General features: G+C 49.2%; 22 protein-coding genes and 2 pseudogenes. 8 read left to right on the top strand and 16 right to left on the bottom strand.

Features of this window, described 5'->3' with window-relative positions:
* Positions 1–23: 23 nt before the first annotated feature.
* From P378_RS13500 to P378_RS24265, 9 genes and pseudogenes are all read right to left on the bottom strand, one after another.
* Positions 24–725, bottom strand: coding sequence for a gamma-glutamyl-gamma-aminobutyrate hydrolase family protein (locus P378_RS13500; RefSeq protein ID WP_099083615.1), 702 nt, complete (start codon positions 723–725; stop codon positions 24–26).
* Between the two features lie 54 nt (positions 726–779).
* Positions 780–1130, bottom strand: a complete 351-nt coding sequence (locus tag P378_RS13495; protein WP_099083614.1) for a type II toxin-antitoxin system PemK/MazF family toxin — start codon at positions 1128–1130, stop codon at positions 780–782.
* 7 nt (positions 1131–1137) lie between these two features.
* Positions 1138–1413, bottom strand: coding sequence for a CopG family ribbon-helix-helix protein (locus tag P378_RS13490; RefSeq protein ID WP_099083613.1), 276 nt, complete (start codon positions 1411–1413; stop codon positions 1138–1140).
* Positions 1414–1477: 64 nt separating this feature from the next.
* Positions 1478–1993, bottom strand: a complete 516-nt coding sequence (gene ilvN, locus P378_RS13485) for an acetolactate synthase small subunit (protein ID WP_099083612.1) — start codon at positions 1991–1993, stop codon at positions 1478–1480.
* A gap of 125 nt (positions 1994–2118) precedes the next feature.
* Complete coding sequence (locus tag P378_RS13480; protein WP_099083611.1) at positions 2119–2493, bottom strand: zinc ribbon domain-containing protein; 375 nt, start codon at positions 2491–2493, stop codon at positions 2119–2121.
* 14 nt (positions 2494–2507) lie between these two features.
* On the bottom strand, positions 2508–2963 hold the full coding sequence (locus P378_RS13475; protein WP_099083610.1) for an N-acetyltransferase: 456 nt from the start codon (positions 2961–2963) through the stop codon (positions 2508–2510).
* 275 nt (positions 2964–3238) lie between these two features.
* Positions 3239–3859, bottom strand: a complete 621-nt coding sequence (locus tag P378_RS13470; RefSeq protein WP_420796004.1) for a rhomboid family intramembrane serine protease — start codon at positions 3857–3859, stop codon at positions 3239–3241.
* 139 nt (positions 3860–3998) lie between these two features.
* Positions 3999–4331 carry a hypothetical protein gene (locus P378_RS13465; protein ID WP_099083609.1) on the bottom strand — a complete coding sequence of 111 codons (333 nt, stop codon included), beginning with the start codon at positions 4329–4331 and terminating at the stop codon, positions 3999–4001.
* Positions 4332–4493: 162 nt separating this feature from the next.
* Positions 4494–5925, bottom strand: a pseudogene (locus tag P378_RS24265) (glucose-6-phosphate isomerase).
* Between the two features lie 507 nt (positions 5926–6432).
* Between P378_RS24265 and P378_RS13450 the strand changes: the two are divergent.
* The 8 genes and pseudogenes from P378_RS13450 to P378_RS13420 all read left to right on the top strand — a co-directional run bounded on the left by P378_RS13450 (position 6433) and on the right by P378_RS13420 (position 12245).
* On the top strand, positions 6433–6723 hold the full coding sequence (locus P378_RS13450; RefSeq protein WP_099083608.1) for a spore coat associated protein CotJA: 291 nt from the start codon (positions 6433–6435) through the stop codon (positions 6721–6723).
* A gap of 33 nt (positions 6724–6756) precedes the next feature.
* Complete coding sequence (locus tag P378_RS13445) at positions 6757–7020, top strand: spore coat protein CotJB (protein WP_099083678.1); 264 nt, start codon at positions 6757–6759, stop codon at positions 7018–7020.
* An 18-nt stretch (positions 7021–7038) separates the two neighbouring features.
* Complete coding sequence (locus P378_RS13440) at positions 7039–7611, top strand: manganese catalase family protein (RefSeq protein WP_099083607.1); 573 nt, start codon at positions 7039–7041, stop codon at positions 7609–7611.
* A gap of 114 nt (positions 7612–7725) precedes the next feature.
* Positions 7726–8178, top strand: coding sequence for a YhcN/YlaJ family sporulation lipoprotein (locus tag P378_RS13435; protein WP_099083606.1), 453 nt, complete (start codon positions 7726–7728; stop codon positions 8176–8178).
* 155 nt (positions 8179–8333) lie between these two features.
* Positions 8334–9644, top strand: a complete 1311-nt coding sequence (gene trkA, locus P378_RS13430; RefSeq protein WP_238473226.1) for a Trk system potassium transporter TrkA — start codon at positions 8334–8336, stop codon at positions 9642–9644.
* 41 nt (positions 9645–9685) lie between these two features.
* Entirely contained in the window at positions 9686–10114 is a 429-nt protein-coding gene (locus P378_RS21955; RefSeq protein ID WP_238473225.1) for a potassium transporter TrkG, read from the top strand.
* Positions 10096–11124, top strand: coding sequence for a TrkH family potassium uptake protein (locus tag P378_RS13425; RefSeq protein ID WP_238473224.1), 1029 nt, complete (start codon positions 10096–10098; stop codon positions 11122–11124). The genes P378_RS21955 and P378_RS13425 overlap by 19 nt, the downstream gene beginning before the upstream one ends.
* Before the next feature lie 174 nt (positions 11125–11298).
* Positions 11299–12245: pseudogene (locus tag P378_RS13420) on the top strand (NAD(P)H-dependent flavin oxidoreductase).
* Between the two features lie 325 nt (positions 12246–12570).
* On the opposite strand, the gene P378_RS13415 reads toward P378_RS13420, so the two are convergent.
* From P378_RS13415 to hypE, 7 genes are all read right to left on the bottom strand, one after another.
* The gene (locus tag P378_RS13415) at positions 12571–13353 is read right to left on the bottom strand and encodes an energy-coupling factor ABC transporter ATP-binding protein (protein ID WP_099083605.1); all 783 of its coding nucleotides are present in this window, start codon (positions 13351–13353) and stop codon (positions 12571–12573) included.
* Positions 13354–13421: 68 nt separating this feature from the next.
* Complete coding sequence (gene cbiQ / locus P378_RS13410; protein WP_207654052.1) at positions 13422–14126, bottom strand: cobalt ECF transporter T component CbiQ; 705 nt, start codon at positions 14124–14126, stop codon at positions 13422–13424.
* Positions 14127–14768: a cobalt transporter CbiM gene (gene cbiM / locus P378_RS13405; protein ID WP_099083604.1), complete on the bottom strand. Its 642-nt coding sequence runs from the start codon at positions 14766–14768 to the stop codon at positions 14127–14129.
* Complete coding sequence (locus tag P378_RS13400) at positions 14768–15211, bottom strand: hypothetical protein (RefSeq protein ID WP_099083603.1); 444 nt, start codon at positions 15209–15211, stop codon at positions 14768–14770. Before P378_RS13400 ends, cbiM begins: the two co-directional genes overlap by 1 nt.
* An 84-nt stretch (positions 15212–15295) precedes the next feature.
* Positions 15296–15949, bottom strand: a complete 654-nt coding sequence (locus tag P378_RS13395) for a DUF4382 domain-containing protein (RefSeq protein WP_207654051.1) — start codon at positions 15947–15949, stop codon at positions 15296–15298.
* On the bottom strand, positions 15919–16134 hold the full coding sequence (locus tag P378_RS20200; protein WP_207654050.1) for a hypothetical protein: 216 nt from the start codon (positions 16132–16134) through the stop codon (positions 15919–15921). Before P378_RS20200 ends, P378_RS13395 begins: the two co-directional genes overlap by 31 nt.
* A gap of 374 nt (positions 16135–16508) precedes the next feature.
* Complete coding sequence (gene hypE / locus P378_RS13390; RefSeq protein ID WP_099083602.1) at positions 16509–17519, bottom strand: hydrogenase expression/formation protein HypE; 1011 nt, start codon at positions 17517–17519, stop codon at positions 16509–16511.

Raw genomic sequence — 17519 nt, 5'->3', positions numbered from 1 at the left:
GTACCTCCTGGTCAACGAATTAGTTAGGTTCTTTGTGTCGCTTTTATTAAACCCTTAAACAATTCTAAAATACGGGGGTCCTGGTACATACACTCGGGATGACTCTGTACTCCTACCACAAATCGATGGGCAGTACTCTCCATTGCTTCCACCACTCCGTCAGCGGACCAGGCCGTAGCCCGGAACCCTTCCGCCACTCTGTCTACCGCCTGGTGGTGGAAGGAATTTACCACCAATTTGGTTCCCCAAAGGTCTGCCAGTTTGCTGTCCGGCAGGATATTGACGGTGTGGGTGCCATACCACCGGGGAGCCTGCTGGTCATGTTTGAGTGGGTTATTAACCGTCGACCCGATATCCTGTAAGACGCTTCCACCGGCCGCAATATTTAACACCTGAAGGCCGCGGCAAATGGCCAGGATAGGTATATTTAGGGCCAGGGCCCGCCGGGTGAGAGCCAGTTCAAATTTGTCCCTTTGCGGGCAGATGTCTCCCATGGCCGGCTGTGGTTCCTCCCCAAACAACAGGGGGTCCACATCCACACCGCCGGAAAGAAGCAAGCCGTCGATAGAACCCAAGATTTTATCCACTGTGCCGTCCGAAAGGATACAGGGCAGCACCAGCGGCAATCCTCCGGCAGCTTCCACCGCCTGGATATAATACCTGCTTAAAAATGTTCGGCCCGATTCCCTGTCATAGGAACTGGTAATGCCAATCACCGGAACCATTCTATCACTCCCTAATAAAAATACACCCCTCTTTGGAGTGTATTTATGATGATGTTAGATTTCCACCAATCCCAGGCTTATTTCGACGGCCCGGTTAACCCTGTACATTAAATCCTCGTTTAAAGACGAAACCTTTTCAAACAACCTGCTTTTATCAATGGTTCTCAGTTGTTCCAAAAGGATAACCGAATCCTTTTCCAACCCACTGGCCTTGGCCTGAATTTCAACATGTGTAGGCAGTTTCGCTTTGGCGATTTGGGAGGTAATGGCTGCAATGATGGTGGTAGGGCTGTATTGGTTGCCAATATCGTTCTGCAGGATTAATACCGGCCTGATGCCCCCCTGTTCTGAGCCGACCACCGGACTGAGGTCAGCAAAAAATACATCTCCACGCCGGACGTGCATGAAAGTATTATCCCTCCGCTATGGCCAGCTCGTAACCAAGGGAAAAAGTTTCAATATGCTGGTATTCAATGGCCAGAGCCAGATTTAATTTTGCCATTTCCAGATAACCTTTTTTCATTTGTTCCCTCAGTATGCGACGTTTGCGCTCGGCAATATAAAGTTTCATTGCCTCCCTGATGAACTCGCTGCGATTGACCCTTTCTTCCTCGACAATGTTGTCCACTTCCGCCAGCAGACTGTCGGGTAGGCTAATCATGATTCGTTTGATCTGAGCCTGAGACACCTACCGGACCCCCTTGTTCAATACTCGTTTATATATTATTAATATATACCCAAAAACGGTAAATTTATGTCAGATGGTTGTCCGGGGCATCTTTGGCGGCTCCCGGTCCCCGGTCCAGGCAAATCTTACCGGTCCGGACCATTTCCACGATACCGTGTTCCCGCAGCATACTGCAAAGAGCATCAATTTTTTCTTCGTTACCGGTGAGTTCAATAACCATGGTTTCATTGTTCACATCCACCACATTGGCACGGAAGATGTCAACGATATTAACAATATCCGCCCGCCGGCCGGGATCACCCGCCCTCACCTTGATTAAGGCCAGTTCCCGGCTGATAGAATCCGAAGCAGCCAGTTCATGGATTTTAATGACATCCACCAGCTTGCTCAGCTGTTTAACCACCTGGTAAAGAATATTTTCATCCCCCTGGACCACCAGGGTAATACGGGTGATGTTGGGATCTTCAGTATACCCCGCTGCAATACTTTCAATATTGAACATGCGGCGACTGATCAGCCCGGAAATTCTGGCCAGTACCCCGGGCTTGTTTAATACCAGTACGGCTAAACTATGTCTCATGCAAAAAACTCCCCTTACCAACAGACCTGTTTTATAACCAGAAGTGTTACATGAAAATATAGTTTTCTATATTTGCCGGCTATATTCCTTTATAGCAGCCCATGTAAAAAATGGTTAATTAATGTCTATTCTGCAACTTTGGTACCGCAATCGGGACAGTACTTGGCGCCCTCGGGCAGTTCGGTGCCGCATTTGGGGCAAGCAGCCGGTTTGGGCATTAATTTTTCGATTTGTTCCCGCAGTTTTTGAATATCCTGCTCCACTCCCTGGGTGGCCTGGCACAAACGTTCAATTTCCGCCGCCAGTTCTTCTTCACCCTTAAACTTGCGGTAGTAAAGTTCGCCAATGGCTTCAATGTTATTTACCATGATTTTTTCCAGCTTGCTGATTTCGTAGCGCATCTTGGTGACTTCCAATAATTCTCCGGAACGTTTTGTGATTTCTTTGGCCTTTTCTCCGATGTCCTTGGCCCGTTCACTGATGTTCTTAATAAATTCCATCCTTAATTCCTCCTTTATTTTAGTTCCAGGATCACCGCACTTTCCTCGCAGTTGGGGAATTGCGGGCAGTTCACACATTCCTTCCAAACCTTTTGGGGCAGGTCTTCTTTATCAATGAGCCGGAAACCGCATTTAGCAAAAAACTCCGGTGTATACGTTAAAGCAAATACCCGGGGCAGTTCCAATTCTCTTGCTTCCTGAAGGAAGGTCTCTACCAGGGCCTTGCCCAGGCCCTTTCTTATATACGCAGGGGCAACGGCCAGTGCCCGAATTTCCGCCAAATCACTCCAGAGTACGTGCAGGGAACCGACAGCCACCACCTTCCCCTCTACTTCCACCACTGAAAATTCCCGAATCCCTTCATACAGGGTTGTCCGTGCCCGGGCCAGCATTTGGCCCTCCGCAGCATAATGACTGATTAGTTGGTGTATTTCTTCAACGTCTGAAATTTTTGCCTTTCTTATTAGCACTGTTACATCTCCTTAAGTGGAATAAGTATATATGCTAATCTATATTCGCCATCTTCCACCCGATAACCTGCTGTATTCAACAAAATTCCCCTTTGTTTGATGAGGAAGTTTACGGCCCTTTTGAGAAGAATTTTGGTTTGGCATGTACCGGAAAGGATTACGCAACATACCATAAGTTAGGAAGGAGGATTTGTATGCCTTTGACTATAGCCAATCCCCGGCCATCCCATGACCACCTGTTCATCGTTTTTAGTAACGATGCTTTTGGAACATTCTTACCAGCAGGGCGCCGGCCGCAAAACCGCCAATATGGCTAGAAATGCCACCGATTGTGCTCCATGGATACTGAAGGTCTGGTTGAGAATTTGAAGCAGGAACCAAAAGCCCAGGAAATAGAGGGCCGGAATATGAATAATCTGGATAAAGATAAAAATAGGGATTAAGGTCAGCACCCTGGCATGGGGGTAAAGGATAAAATACCCGCCCAGCACGCCGGCAATGGCCCCGCTGGCGCCAATTAACGGGATATTGGACGACGGGTCGGAAAAGACATGGGCCAGGGTAGCGATGTACCCGGTAATCAAGTAAAACAATAAAAACCGAACTCTTCCCATGCGATCCTCAACATTGTCCCCGAAAATCCACAAGTAAAGCATGTTACCCAGAAAGTGCATCCAACCCCCGTGCAAAAACATGGCAGTGGTCATGACAGTCACTTGGCCGCCCAGTCCCAACTGGAACAGTTCCACAGGCGTAACCCCAAAGGCAAAAATCAAATTTTCCATGTACGGTCCCAGGGACACTTCATAAAGCCATGCCAGCGTATTTAAAAGGATGATCAGTATCGTTACAATGGGAAATCTTCTCGAGGGTATGTCGTCCTTCAGTGGTATCATTTGTCATCCCTCCGCTGCTTTTTACTATTATATAACATTCTATGGTTTAAGTTATTACCCTGTTATTAACTATTGATTACACCTCTATGATTTACACATAAACAGATAACCCGCAGTATCCACTGCGGGTCCTATGTTTTTAATACTTTGGACAGGGGTTGTGGGAATCAAAATTTTTCAGCAGCTTGGGCTGCACCTCACGCCAGGATTCGCCCAGGGGTTCCAAATACTGCCGCCCCACCCGATTTACCTCCCGTTTAAAATCCTCCGCCGTCCCTTTCCCTTCAGCCAGAGTCTCGGTGTTTTTATAGGTGTCTTCAGAAAAAATCTTATAAGTAATTTCCCCGCTGGCGGTTTCCACCTTTGAGAAGGCCTTGAGGCGCTTGCCGTCCAGATCTCCCACCAGGATCTGATGCACTTCCTCGCCCGGGGTTTTATAAATGTAAATATCCTGCTCCGGTAGACGCTGCATTCTTTCTCCTCCAGTCTATGTGGTATGACTTTGGGTTGGCCATCGGCTTTAGGTTTAGCTTTTCGCTATTGGCTGTTCGCTATTCGTTTTTGGCCATTGGCTGTTAGCTATGGCTTTTGGTATTGGGCAGAAATTTTTTCATATTACAGCTTTATCTTTGAGCTAAATCATATATTCCGGTTTTTTAGCGGGGCGGGATTGCAGTTCTTGTTTTTTATCTTCGTATCCCGGGCGGCCCAGCAGGGCGTAGGTGGCATTCTTGCCCTCTTCAACGCCGGGCTGGTCAAAGGCGTCAATAGTAAGAAGTTCTCCGGCGAAGGCCGTCTGTATTTCCAGCAATTGAATCAGCTGCCCCACCGTAAAGGCGTTGACCTCCGGCAGGGTAATGGTAAAGTTCAAGCGGCGGGCCTTCATCAGCGCATATTCGGTGGCCAGCTGTTCCGCTTTGATCAGTTCTCCCAGGGTGTGTCCGCCCAGGAAGGCGATACCCGGGATTTCTTCAAAGACTTTGGGAATATCCACCTCGGTGCGGTAACGGCCCACTCCCAGGAAGGTCACCACTTTGTCAAAGGGCCCCTCGGTGTACAACTGGACCTGGGAATGCTGGTCGGTGGTGCCCAGGGCTTTCACCGGGGTTTGACCCACGAAGACTTCCTCGCCGCTGACAATCAGACGCTTGCCCAGGCTCTCCGCCCACAATTGGGCGTACCAGTCGGCAAAATACTTTAAAGAATCAGTATAGGGCATCATGACGGAAATATTTTTCCCCCGGCGCATCGCTAAAACCTGCAGGACAGCAGCATATAAGCAGGATTGGCAAACACGTCCGGCTGTTCGCACATTTTATCCATATAGGCGGCCCCGGCCAGCAATTCCCGGATATCAATGCCGCAGACGGCAGCAGGTAAGAGACCCACGGGAGACAGTTCCGAGTAACGCCCACCCACCCCGGCGGGAATGATAAAGGTGACATAGCCCTCTTCCCTGGCGATTTTAATTAGATTTCCCTTTTCAGCGTCGGTGGTGGCGATGATGTTTGCCGCGTACCGGTGGCCCAGCTTTTCCCGCAGCATTTGACAGACAATCATAAATTGCGCCATGGTCTCGGAGGTGCTGCCGGATTTACTGATAACATTAAATACGGTTTTTGCCGGGTCGATGACGTCAAACAGGGCTGCCACCCGTTCCGGGTCAACATTGTCCAGGACATAGAATTTCGGCCCACCCCGTTGGGCGGGGGGAAGTTCGTTATAATGCAAGTGGTTGAGGGCTGTCTGTACGGCCAGCGGCCCCAGGGCGGATCCACCGATCCCCAGTACCACAAAGGCCTCGCAGCGGTTCCGCAGTTCCCCGGCAGTCTTTTGGACCTGCTCAACGATTTCCTGCTGATTAAAGGGCAAGTTTCTCCAGTCCATGCCCCCGTTGGCCCTTTTCTCCACCATGTTTTGATGGGCCCCCTGAATTGTACCCGCCAGGCTTCGATCTGCTCCCGGGTAAAGCCCTCTTCGTTGCCCAGGAAATCAGCCATCATGTTATTAAAATCTACCTGTATTTTCATTTGCTCCTGCCATTGGGGTTCCTGGTGTCTGGTCATAATAAACCTCCTTAGCAAAATGCTTCATATTATATACCATATTATTCCTGTTATTTCCTTCTCAGTACGAAGGTAGTTTACCCATTTTCTCAAAGCAATTGTCTAACTTTTAATTTAAATATCCAAATGTGTTATCCCTGTGTTAAAATGTAAAAATATAATGACAACCAGAAAGTGGGTGAGTTTACTTTGTCTTACAATATTAAATTTTCCAGCAGATTTCCACCGCCGTGGTGCAAAACGCCTCGGTAACCGAATCCCAGACGGCCTCCCTGGAGGAACTCTCCGCCCGGTTGATCGATATCTCTCTGCAAATGGACCAACTGGCGAAAAATTTTACATAGTCTGCAGCAGGTTGCTTACCTGCCAGGACATTTTAAATCCCCACGGGCTTTCCCGTGGGGATTTTTATTTTTTTGTTGTCCATTTTGTAACAACAGAGGGATTCTTAACATAATGTGGTAACTAAAGGAACCCAATGCAAACCATGGAATGGAGGTATGCACCTTGTTTAGAGATGAAAAGAAAGCCGAGCAGGCAAAAGCTCAGGCTGCGCCTATGGGTCCTGTGGCCGATCAGACCGGTATGCCTTATCTCGGTCAACCGGGAATGATGACCCCGCCTTACCCGACAATGCCGGGAACTCAGCCCGGTTACTACCCCGGCATCCCCTATACCGGCATGGAATTGGCCCGGGCTTACATCCCTATCCAGCGTTTTGGTCCGGTTTATGATTTGGCCACTGCCCTGGACAAAGGAACGCTGTTCCCTGAATTATATCGGCCCTATCCCTATTAATTTACGGAGGTGAATACTGTGGAGGCCAATGCTATGGATACCCGTCATCAGGTCCAATTGCTTTTACAAATTCAACAGTTACAGTTTGCCACCCTGGAGCTGAACCTTTTCTTAGATACCCACCCGGATGACCAGCAGGCTCTGGCCATGTTCAATAAATTACACCAGGATTTAATGCAGTGCGTACGCAGCTACGAGCAAATCTACGGCCCTTTACTGAGCTATGGCTTTTCTCCTGCTTTACAAAATACCTGGAGATGGGCCGAAACCCCCTGGCCCTGGGAGCTAAAATACTAAAGGAAAGGATCTGTGCATATGTGGATTTATGAAAAGAAAATACAAGTTCCCGTCAAGGTAACTCGACCCGACCCCCGCATGGCCAAATATGTTATTGCCCAGTACGGTGGACCGGAAGGGGAATTATCCGCTGCCCTGCGTTATTTAAATATGCGCTATACCATGCCTACATCCAAAGCTAAAGGTGTGCTTACCGACATTGGAACAGAGGAATTGGCTCACATGGAAGTGGTGGCCACACTGGTTTATAAGCTGCTGGAAGGCGTTCCCGTGGAAGCAATTAAGGCCGCCGATTTAGGTGGTTTTTATGCGGAGCATGATAAGTCTTTATATTGGGTCAATCCCGAGGGTGTTCCCTGGATCGCCGCCTATGTTTCCGCCACCGGTGACCCCATCGCTGACCTGCACGAAAACCTGGCAGCAGAGCAAAAGGCCCGGGCTGTTTACGAAAATCTTATTCACCTGACCGATGACCCCTGTGTCAAGGATGTGCTGCGTTTCCTGCGGGAGCGGGAAGTTGTCCATTTCCAGCGTTTCGGCGAAACCTTGATGGATATTCAGGAATATATGAGTCAAAAGAAGTTTTATTAAAACTTATGTTCAAAGCAGCCATCCATGGCATTCGCCCGGGATGGCTGTTTTTAATTTTGTGGAATAACCTTCCTTTACGGCAGAAATACTAAAACTCAGAAGGGGGTGAAAGAATTGAAAGGAAGCAGGATGTTTTTACTGACCCTATGCCTTCTTATGGCAGTGATTATGGCTGCCGGTTGCACCGCCGCCCGCAAACCGGAAGCAGATGCCAATCGAAACCCTGTGGCTCAGGAAAATCGGCAGGCTGGAAATCTTGCCAGGGAAGCAACCCGGGTTGAAGGCGTGAAAAGTGCCTATGTTGTTGTTTCCGGCAACATGGCTGTGGTGGGCCTCAATATCAACAGGGGTGTCGAGAGCACAGAAACGAATCGGATAAAAACTGAGGTGGGGCAAAGGCTGAGAAATGCCGACCGGCAGATCAGCGATGTAAGGATTTCCACCGACGCCGATACCGTCACTCGCATCAGAAAGATTTCCGAAGGCGTTAACCAGGGCAGACCACTCTCAGAGTTTACGAAACAGCTTAACGAAATCGTGCGGCGTACCGCACCCACCAAAGAATAAACTTTTTGAATCCCTTGATTTAGGTCAGGGGATTTTTCAATTAATCGTTGGAAGAACATTTTGGCCCAACCCAAAAATAAATCTTGATTTTTATTGTTTAATACAGTATTACAGTATTAGACACTTCATTTTTTACTGCCGGAGGTTGGCCGTTCATGAAAATAACAATTATCGGTGCGGGCAAAGTTGGATTTGAGACAGCCCGGCGTCTTTGTGAGGAAGGCCACGACATTCTGGTGGTAGACAAAGATGAGACAAAGCTGTCCAGGGTTGAGGAGCAGCTAGACGTTATGATATTAAGGGGAAACGGCGCCACGGCTCAGGTGCTGCGGGACCCCCATGTGGTTGACAGCGACCTGCTGCTGGCTGTAACAGACAGTGATGAGGTCAACATTATTGCCGGCATGACCGGTAAAAAATTGGGCATTAAAAGATCCATTGTCCGGGTCAGGGACCCACACTATGCCAGGGACTCCTCCTTTTCCCGGGAGGATCTCGGTTTGGATTTGATCGTAAACCCGGAATTTGCCGCTGCCAGGGAAATCGTTCGCATGTTAACCATGGCTTTACCCGTTCACACTGAGCCCTTTGGCCAGGGCAAGGTGCAGATGGCCGACATTACGGTGGACGAGGGCATGGTTCACTTTACCAATAAGAGAATTAAAGATTTAGACATGCCCCCCTCTTGTTTGATTGTAGCCATTTCCCGGCGGGGCGATATGATTGTGCCTGGCGGCATGGACACAATTTTACCCGGGGATACCCTGTACATTTTAGGACTGCCCAGCAGTATTGACAGTCTGGTGTCCAAAGTTAAAAAACGCCGGCAGAAGAAGATGCACACGGTGATAATCCTGGGGGGCGGACGCCTGGGTTATTACCTGGCGGACAAACTCTGTTCCCTGGGCATGTCCGTTAAAATTATTGAACAAAATTACTCCCGCTGCCAGGAACTGGCCGAACGTTTACCCAATGCCCTGGTTTTAAACGGAGATGGTACCGATGTGGACCTGCTGAAACGGGAAGGTATTCAGGAGACCGATGGCTTTGTGGCGGTTACCGGTCTGGATGAAGAGAACTTGCTGATTTCCCTGCTGGCCAAGCAAATGGGGGCCAAGATGGTGGTGGCCAAGGTCAGCCGGGCCAGCTATGCGCCCATCGTGGAGAGCCTGGGCGTGGATGCGGCCGTAAGCCCCCGCTTAATTACCGCCAGTGAAATTGTTCGTTTTATACAAGGGGGCAGGCTGTTGTCCCTGTTTATGCTCCTGAACGGCAAGGCGGAGGTGGCTGAACTGATTGTGCCCTCCACCAGCCGTATTATTGGAAAGCCCCTGGCTAAATGCGGTTTGCCCAGAAATGTCATTGTGGGAGCCATACTGCGGGACGCAAGGCCATTATTCCCGAGGGCACCGAAAAAATACTGGCGGAAGACCGCATTGTGGTTTTTGCCCTGGGGTATACCCTGAATACCATTGAAAAGCTGTTTGACGCAGGAGGAAAATAAATCTTGCATATTCAACTGGTATTAAAGACCATGGGACTGGTTCTGTTGTTTGAAGCAGCAGCCATGGTCCCAAGTCTTTTTATAAGCCTTTTTTATCACGAAACTACTTCAACCCCCTTTGCTGCCGGCATCGGCGCCGCCGGACTGGTTGGTTCTGTCCTGTACCTGATTCCGATTAAAAACAAAAACGTAGGCTATCGTGAAGGTTTTGCCATTGCCACCTTTGGCTGGCTGCTGCTGGCCCTTTTCGGCGCCATCCCTTTTACCGTGGCCGGGGCGGTTCCCAGCTACATTGATGCGGTTTTCGAAACCATGTCCGGTTTTACCACCACCGGTTCCTCGGTGATTCCCAACGTAGAAATTCTCCCCAAAAGCATTTTGTTCTGGCGCAGCTCACTCACTGGCTGGGGGGTATGGGTATTATTGTTTTAACGCTGGCCTTAATCCCTTCCTTAAACATTGCCGGCATGCAAATGTTCAGGGCGGAAGTGCCGGGACCCACCAAAAGCAAGGTACTGCCCAGGATTGCCCAAACCTCCCGGCAGCTTTACAAAGTGTATGTGATTATCACAGTGGCGCAGATATTGGCCCTTAAACTGGCGGGCCTCTCCTGGTTTGACTCCCTTATTCACACCTTTGGTTCGGTGGCCACCGGGGGTTTTTCCAACTATAACGCCAGCGTGGGTCACTTCCAGAGCATCACGGTGGAAATGATCATTATTTTCTTTATGATAATCTCCGGTATTAATTTTTCTCTCCATTACAATTGGATGCGCGGGGATTACAAACCCCTCTGGCAGGATTACGAGATAAGGCTTTACCTGGTTATCATTCTATTATGCACCGCCGTGATTTCCGTAAACTTGATGATGACCATGGACAGCGGCCCGGGGCAAGCCCTGCGGGATGCCGCTTTTACCGTGTCTTCGATTATTACCACCACCGGCTTTGCCACAGCGGATTTTGAACAGTGGCCTTCTTTCAGTAAATTTGTGCTGCTCCTGTTGATGTTTGTCGGGGGTTGCTCAGGATCCACCGGCGGAGGGTTAAAGGTGGGGCGGTTGCTCATCCTGATGAAAACTTTTTCCCGCCAATTAATGCGTTTAATCCATCCCAAGGCAGTGATTCCGGTCCGTGTAGGGCGAGACGTGGTAACCCAGGAGGTCGTTGAGTCCGCCCACACCTTTTTCACCCTGTATATGATGCTGTTTGCCCTGGGCACCGCCATCATGACCGCACTGGGACTGGACCTGATTTCCGCCGCCTCCGCCACTGCCTCAAACCTGGGCAACGTGGGTCCGGGCCTTGGTTTGGTTGGCCCCATGTCAAACTACTCCTCCCTGCCGGACCTGGGCAAGGTGGTACTGACGTTTCTGATGCTGGTGGGTCGACTGGAAATCTACACTGTTTTGTTGGTTTTCAGTGTTAAATTTTGGCGGTAATTGGTAAAACTGTATAAAACTACAGATACCGGAGAACATCCCATAAATCTGCCACATATTCTGGATTGTTAATGAATAACCGTAAATAAAAAACAATATTTGCAAATTACGATAATTTTTGCTTTAATAAAATAGGTGTTTATTGAACAGGTATATATGGAAGGAGTAAGAGAAGTGAAATTTCCCACCCTAACGATTGGACGTTTTACCCCCAAGTACCCGATTATTCAAGGCGGCATGGCTGTAAGGGTTTCCACTGCCCCCTTGGCCGGTGCCGTGGCTGATGCCGGAGGAATCGGTGTAATTGGTGCCACAGGCATGGAAGAGGATGAACTTCGCAATGAAATTCGTGAGGCCCGCAGGATTGCGCCCACGGGTATCATTGGTATCAATATCATGTACGCAGCCAGAGAATTTGCCAAAATCGTGCTCACTGCCATTGAAGAAAAGATTGACATTATTTTTACGGGAGCCGGTTTTTCCAAGGATATCTTTGGCTGGGGCAAAGAATCGGGCACTGCCATTGTGTCCATTGTTTCATCGGCCAAGGTGGCGAAAATGGCTGAAAAGCTGGGCGCTGCCGCTGTTGTGGCCGAGGGTACCGAGCCGGCGGCCACCTGGGCACCGATCGTTCGGTAAAAGAAATTCTTCCCGAGATTAAGGAAGCGGTTAAAATTCCTGTGATTGCCGCCGGTGGTATTGTGGACGGCAAAGGAATCGCGGAAATGATTCGTCTGGGCGCCGACGGCGTGCAAATGGCAACCCGCTTTGTCATGAGTGTGGAATGCGCGGTTTCCGACGCCTTCAAAAAACATTATTTAAATTCCTCCGCAGAAGATGTGGTAAAAATATTAAGCCCGGTGGGTTTACCCGGCAGAGCCCTGAAAAACAGTTTTGTTTCCCGCATTTTCAGCGGCAACGCGCCGGAACCGGAAAATTGTGTGGCCTGCCTTAAGCATTGTTCCCAGTCCTTTTGCATCATGGATGCGCTGATGAACAGCCGTAACGGGAACATCAAAGACGGCCTGGTTTTCTGCGGCCAGAATGTGCACCTCATCAAAGATATTTTACCGGTGAGGGTTATTTTTGACAGACTCATCACTGAGTTTAGCAATGCCTAGCGTGACTTTACTAAAGCAATCTGATAAGTGCCCATTTTCCCAGTATTTATGGCATTTTTCTGTATAAACTAATATTTATCATCTCTCAACTCGTATATTGACAATATTATACAAGTATTGTATACACTAAGCATGGCGACTATTAGAAAACAAAAAATAGGCAAGTACACATACTGGCAAATCATCGAATCTAAAAGGGTTGTTGGCTCAAAGAGACAGAAACAAAACAAAAGCGGACTGATTTAAGGCAGTTCGGGCTTGCCCAGGTGGTTACCAAAGAATTTCTCATCCCGGTATTTTCTGAAATATATGAAGGTAACACAACTTACTTATGATGCGGCTCTGCGTGGGGAACGAGGGAATGGGGTCTTTCAAGGCCGTGCGCTTCCATTAACCTCACATTGCCTAAAATATCCCGGGGGTTCCCGTCAGCAATAATATATCCACCGTCCATTAAAACGACACGATCGCACACCTCCAGGATAAACTCCAGATCGTGGGAGGCGATGAGCATAGCCTCTTGCGAAGAGGCCTGAAGAAAGCGGATAAGACGGCGCCGATAACGCATGTCGAGGCCTGATGTCGGTTCATCGTAAATCACGAGCCTGGGGTGCATCGCCAGTACCCCTGCAATGGCGGCCAGCCGCTTCTCTCCACCGGAAAGATGGTGGGGCGGGCGATCGCCTAGCTTCAGGATACCGGTGACACTTAAGGCTTCCCGAACCCTGGCATCTACCTCCTCATTCGACTGTCCCAAGTTACGGGGACCAAAAGCGATATCGTCCTTCACTGAGGGACAAAAGAGCTGATCGTTCGGATTCTGGAAGACCATCCCCACTTCAGGACGGAACTCCCCTGGTACCACCGGTTTCCCAAACAGGCGGATTTCCCCGGCAGTCGGCTTAAGCACCCCGCAGCTAAGCAGAAAAAAGGTGGTTTTACCCGCCCCATTAGGACCGATAACGCCAACTCGCTCCCCCGACCACACCTTAAGATTTATATACTTTAATACCGAGTGCCGGTCCGGATAACAGTAGGATAGTCCGGAAATCGACAATACCGGTTCATTAGCATAAAAAGTCCTGGATGATTGCTCCGAATGCACCATAAATTAACCCCCAAATTAATGCAGGAATATTTCGGCAACGATGAATCCCGCTGCCATCAAAATGACAATTATAAGCCGGCAAGGTCACGGGAATTAGCTTGAAACTCATCGCGAAAGGATACCGGTTGACCGTAACCCCGTAAAATCATCGCCTTAAAGACACGATCCGAGCGTTCGTAGCTGCGTACCAGGATCGTCCCAACCAGCGAGGCAAGGATACCCAGGTTTCCCGGGTGACGGTCACGAAAGCCCCGCAATCTCATGGCCGTTTCCATCGTTTTCAGATCGTCGCCGATCTCGTATAGATACCGGTAGGAAAAAAGGGTCATGTCGGCCAGGATGAAAGGAAGACCGAGAGCCCGCATCGCCTTGACGGTAGTCAGAAAAGGTGTGGTGCCGAATAGGATTATCCCCGTTGTCAGAATGCAGGCAAATTTAACCGTGATCAGGAGCAGTTCCAGGCAACCCTCTTTCCTTACGATCAGGGGCCCAATGTGGAATAGGGCGGTCTGGCCTGAAAAAAGGGGTAGAAGAACGGCCACCATCAGAAAGAATAAGCCGGGCAGGCGCAATCGGCCCAGCAGGTAAGAAAACGGGAGCCGGGAAACTATATAAAGAACGCCGCTGACCGCCAGCATCACGGGTAAAAGGCGCAATTCGTAAACAAAGGAAAAGGCAAATATCAACACCATAAGGGCAATAAACTTACACCTCGGCTCCCAGCGGTGTAAGGGAGTATCCAAATGTGCATACTCGTCGAGCCGGATCTTCATTTACTGATCCTCCAGCAACTCGGGCTTGACACGCTGGAGAAAAAGAGCCAACAGCGCGGTAAAGACACCTTCGATAACCATTAACGGGATGTGTGCCGTGATCAGCGCATAGATGCTCGCCCGTTCTGCCTCAGCATCAATATGGGCCGGTATTGTGGTAACAAGAATAACGAACACGGCAACGGCCGCCAGCCCGATGCCCCCGGCACCGGCCAGGAATCCGAAAAGTCCTGTTCCTACCCGGTTATCTTTACCTAAGATGCTGCGGAGCCGAAACAGGTGGTATGCCAGGAGCGCAGGCACGCCCATAATAGTAGCATTCACTCCCAGCGTTGTCAGACCGCCGTGCTGAAACATCACTGCCTGAAAAAAAAGACCGATAAGGATAGCCGGGAAGGCATAATAGCCCAACACAGCCCCCAAAAGACCGTTCAGCACCAGGTGGACACTGGTGGGAGGTACCGGGATATGAATCCAGGAAGCCACAAAAAATGCGGCAGTTAGAAGCGACGCCCTGGGGATACTCTCCCGGGGGTTTTCTTTCTGGCCGATCTTGCGGAGTGAGTACCATGTAACTGCCCCGGCCGTCACGTAGCCGCCGAGACAGACAGAAGTGGGAAGAACGCCATCCGGTATATGCATCAGTTCTTCCTCCTTAAAAAGAATAAGGCAGTACCAACAAATCCCCATATGGCGCAGGCCGCCATAAGTACAATCTGTGAAGTTGTATAGCCGGAACTTCCCGCAGCCGCTGTCGCATCCTCGCCCACAGGAATATGTACCATTCCCCCGTGGCCCGCCCGGCGTACCTGAACATCCCAGATACCCGGCTTAGAAGGGTCAGGTGCGAAAGTAAAGCGCCCGTTTTCATCGCACTTTCCGGTAGACCAGGGAGTGGAAGGGTTATTAGGGGCGTAAATCACTACCTGGCCCTCACTCACAGGTTCACCCGTATCGAAGGTAGCGGTAATTTCAATCGCACTCTTAGTTTGGTAGGTAATCTCAACCCCATGGGCGAAGACCTTTACCGGCACGCCCTGAATAAGAAATAAGATTAATAAAATAGTAAGAAGTTTTCTCTTCATCGTCAACCTCCATATACCAAAGTTCTCTCCTCCCCCGCTAAATTCGGGAGAGGAGAGAGAAAGGAAATGCTCAAAAACAAAAATTTAAAGAGTTTCACAGTGGCAATGGCCCTCACCCACGTGCCCCAGCGTAGGAAGCATCTTCTCCAGTTTTTGATAATCCTCCGGGGAGATCTTTTCCTTAAGCCCGGCCAGGTCGACATCCACCGTACCGTTCTCGGCAAGGGCAGCAAAAGGCTCGAATCCCGGTGCACCGACATTGAGCTCGTCATCGGCGGGCACCCCTGCGTCACCGAAGATGTGGTCAAAATGGAAGGTCATCTCCAGGTCAGCGGTGCCACCCTCCTGAACAATACCCTTGCGCTCATCTCCAATATATTCCGCGCCGGTGTATTTATACTCTTCCTCGATTTTAATGGTAAAGTTAATGGTTTCCCCATCCTTTACTGCCTTACCCATAATTACCAGGGGATAGCCCTTGGCGGGATCTTCGGGTGCCTTAACCATGTTCCAGGATATGGCGTTGTAGTGACCCGCAGGTGCATCTTTTACTTCGCCTACCAGGATAGGCGGGGCATCTTCACCGCCCTCCGCCAGGTCCACGGTATGCGCCCCCGGGAGGTTAACCCTGGCTTTTGCCTGGATCTCGCCGCCCTTGTCAGGATCGTAAGGAGGATCAGCCTGATAAGCAGTGATACCTGCAAGGGTTACATACACATGGTCGAAGGTAAGAGCCAACCGTCCTTGGAAACGAAACCCTGCCGGATAAAGTCCTCACCGTTGGCGTAAAATTGCAGCGTCCCGGTTTGCGCCTCATTTTTTGCACTGGTTTGGGTGTCGCTCTGGTTACCGGAACTACAACCGGAAAGGACAAGAATAACAGCAAAGGTAAGCATTACCGCAACAGCTAACAACCTCTTCATTTCTCTTTTCACCTTTCCCCTTTATAAAATTTAAAAGTGTAATTTAGAAAAATGACCTTTTTGGTCACTTTTCCCGAACTTTAATGACCTTTGTGTCCTCATTCCACTCCGGTTTTTTGATATTTATAGTCTATTGAAAATTCATCCAATATTTTCTAATATGTCTTGAGTAAAATAATTTATAACATAAGGAAGTACTAAAATCAAAATGTATTTTGCCAGTGATTGTCAGATTTTTCTATAAATGGTTATTGCTCATTATTGCTTTATTTTTTCTAGCTATTTAGTTAAATATGCCAACTACTACCCTCAACTTCCGGTTTTTAGGGAATCCTCATTCATTATCCCGCTACAGATGTAATATGATGACCTCTTTAACAAATCCGCGGCAGGTGTTCTCCCTCAAGCACCGGTAATATCCTTTTAGCCCCTAATTCAGTTTCCACTAAAACTTTACCGGAATCATCCCTGGAAGTGACTCTGCCAATTACGCGTCCGGCTCTGCCCAGCGGGTGGTTCCTCAACACATTCATTATTTCACTTTCCTTTTCCGGCCTGGCAAAAATTAATAACTTGCCTTCGTTTGCCAGGTATAAGGGATCCAAACCCAGCATGCTACACCCGGCAGCCACTGCATGGTGTACAGGAACTGCTTCATTTAAAATTTCCATGGTCATTTTAGATTGCCTCGCAAGTTCGTAGAGGACTGAAGCAACTCCCCCGCGAGTAGGGTCCCGCATACAGGATACTCCTCCCGTGGAAACCAAAAGTTCCGCCAAATCACTTAATGGCGCACAATCGCTAGCAATCTGCCCGCCAAGTGATAAACCTTCCCGCTGGCATAAAACGGCCATCCCGTGGTCGCCAACCATTCCACTTATTATTATCAAGTCTCCCACCGAGATTTCCGTTGGCCCCAGGGAAACCCCTTCAGGAACTATTCCAATACCAGTTGTATTTATGAATATTTTATCGGCACTACCACGTTCCACTACCTTGGTGTCTCCCGTGACGATAAGAACACCGGCACTTGCTGCAGTATCCGAAAGGGAACGGAGGATTTTTTTTAAGTCTTCTACCGGAAAGCCTTCCTCTATAATCAAGCCAACGCTTAAAAATTTCGGTATCGCCCCGCAAACCGCCAGGTCATTAATGGTACCGCAGGCAGCCAGCTTCCCGATATCTCCGCCAGGAAAAAACAAGGGAGAGATAACATAACTGTCTGTTGTCATTGCAATTCTGCCGCCTTCAAGCGCTAGAAACGCCGAATCCAAAAGCTCCTGTCCGCCGTTATTGTCAAAAATGGGATAGATAATTTCTTCAATAAGCTCCCGTGACAATTCCCCCCCACTGCCGTGGGCAAGTAGAATCTTATCTCTCTTCAT

This window comes from Desulforamulus profundi (genome assembly GCF_002607855.1).
This window is presented reverse-complemented; position numbering and strand designations above follow the sequence as displayed.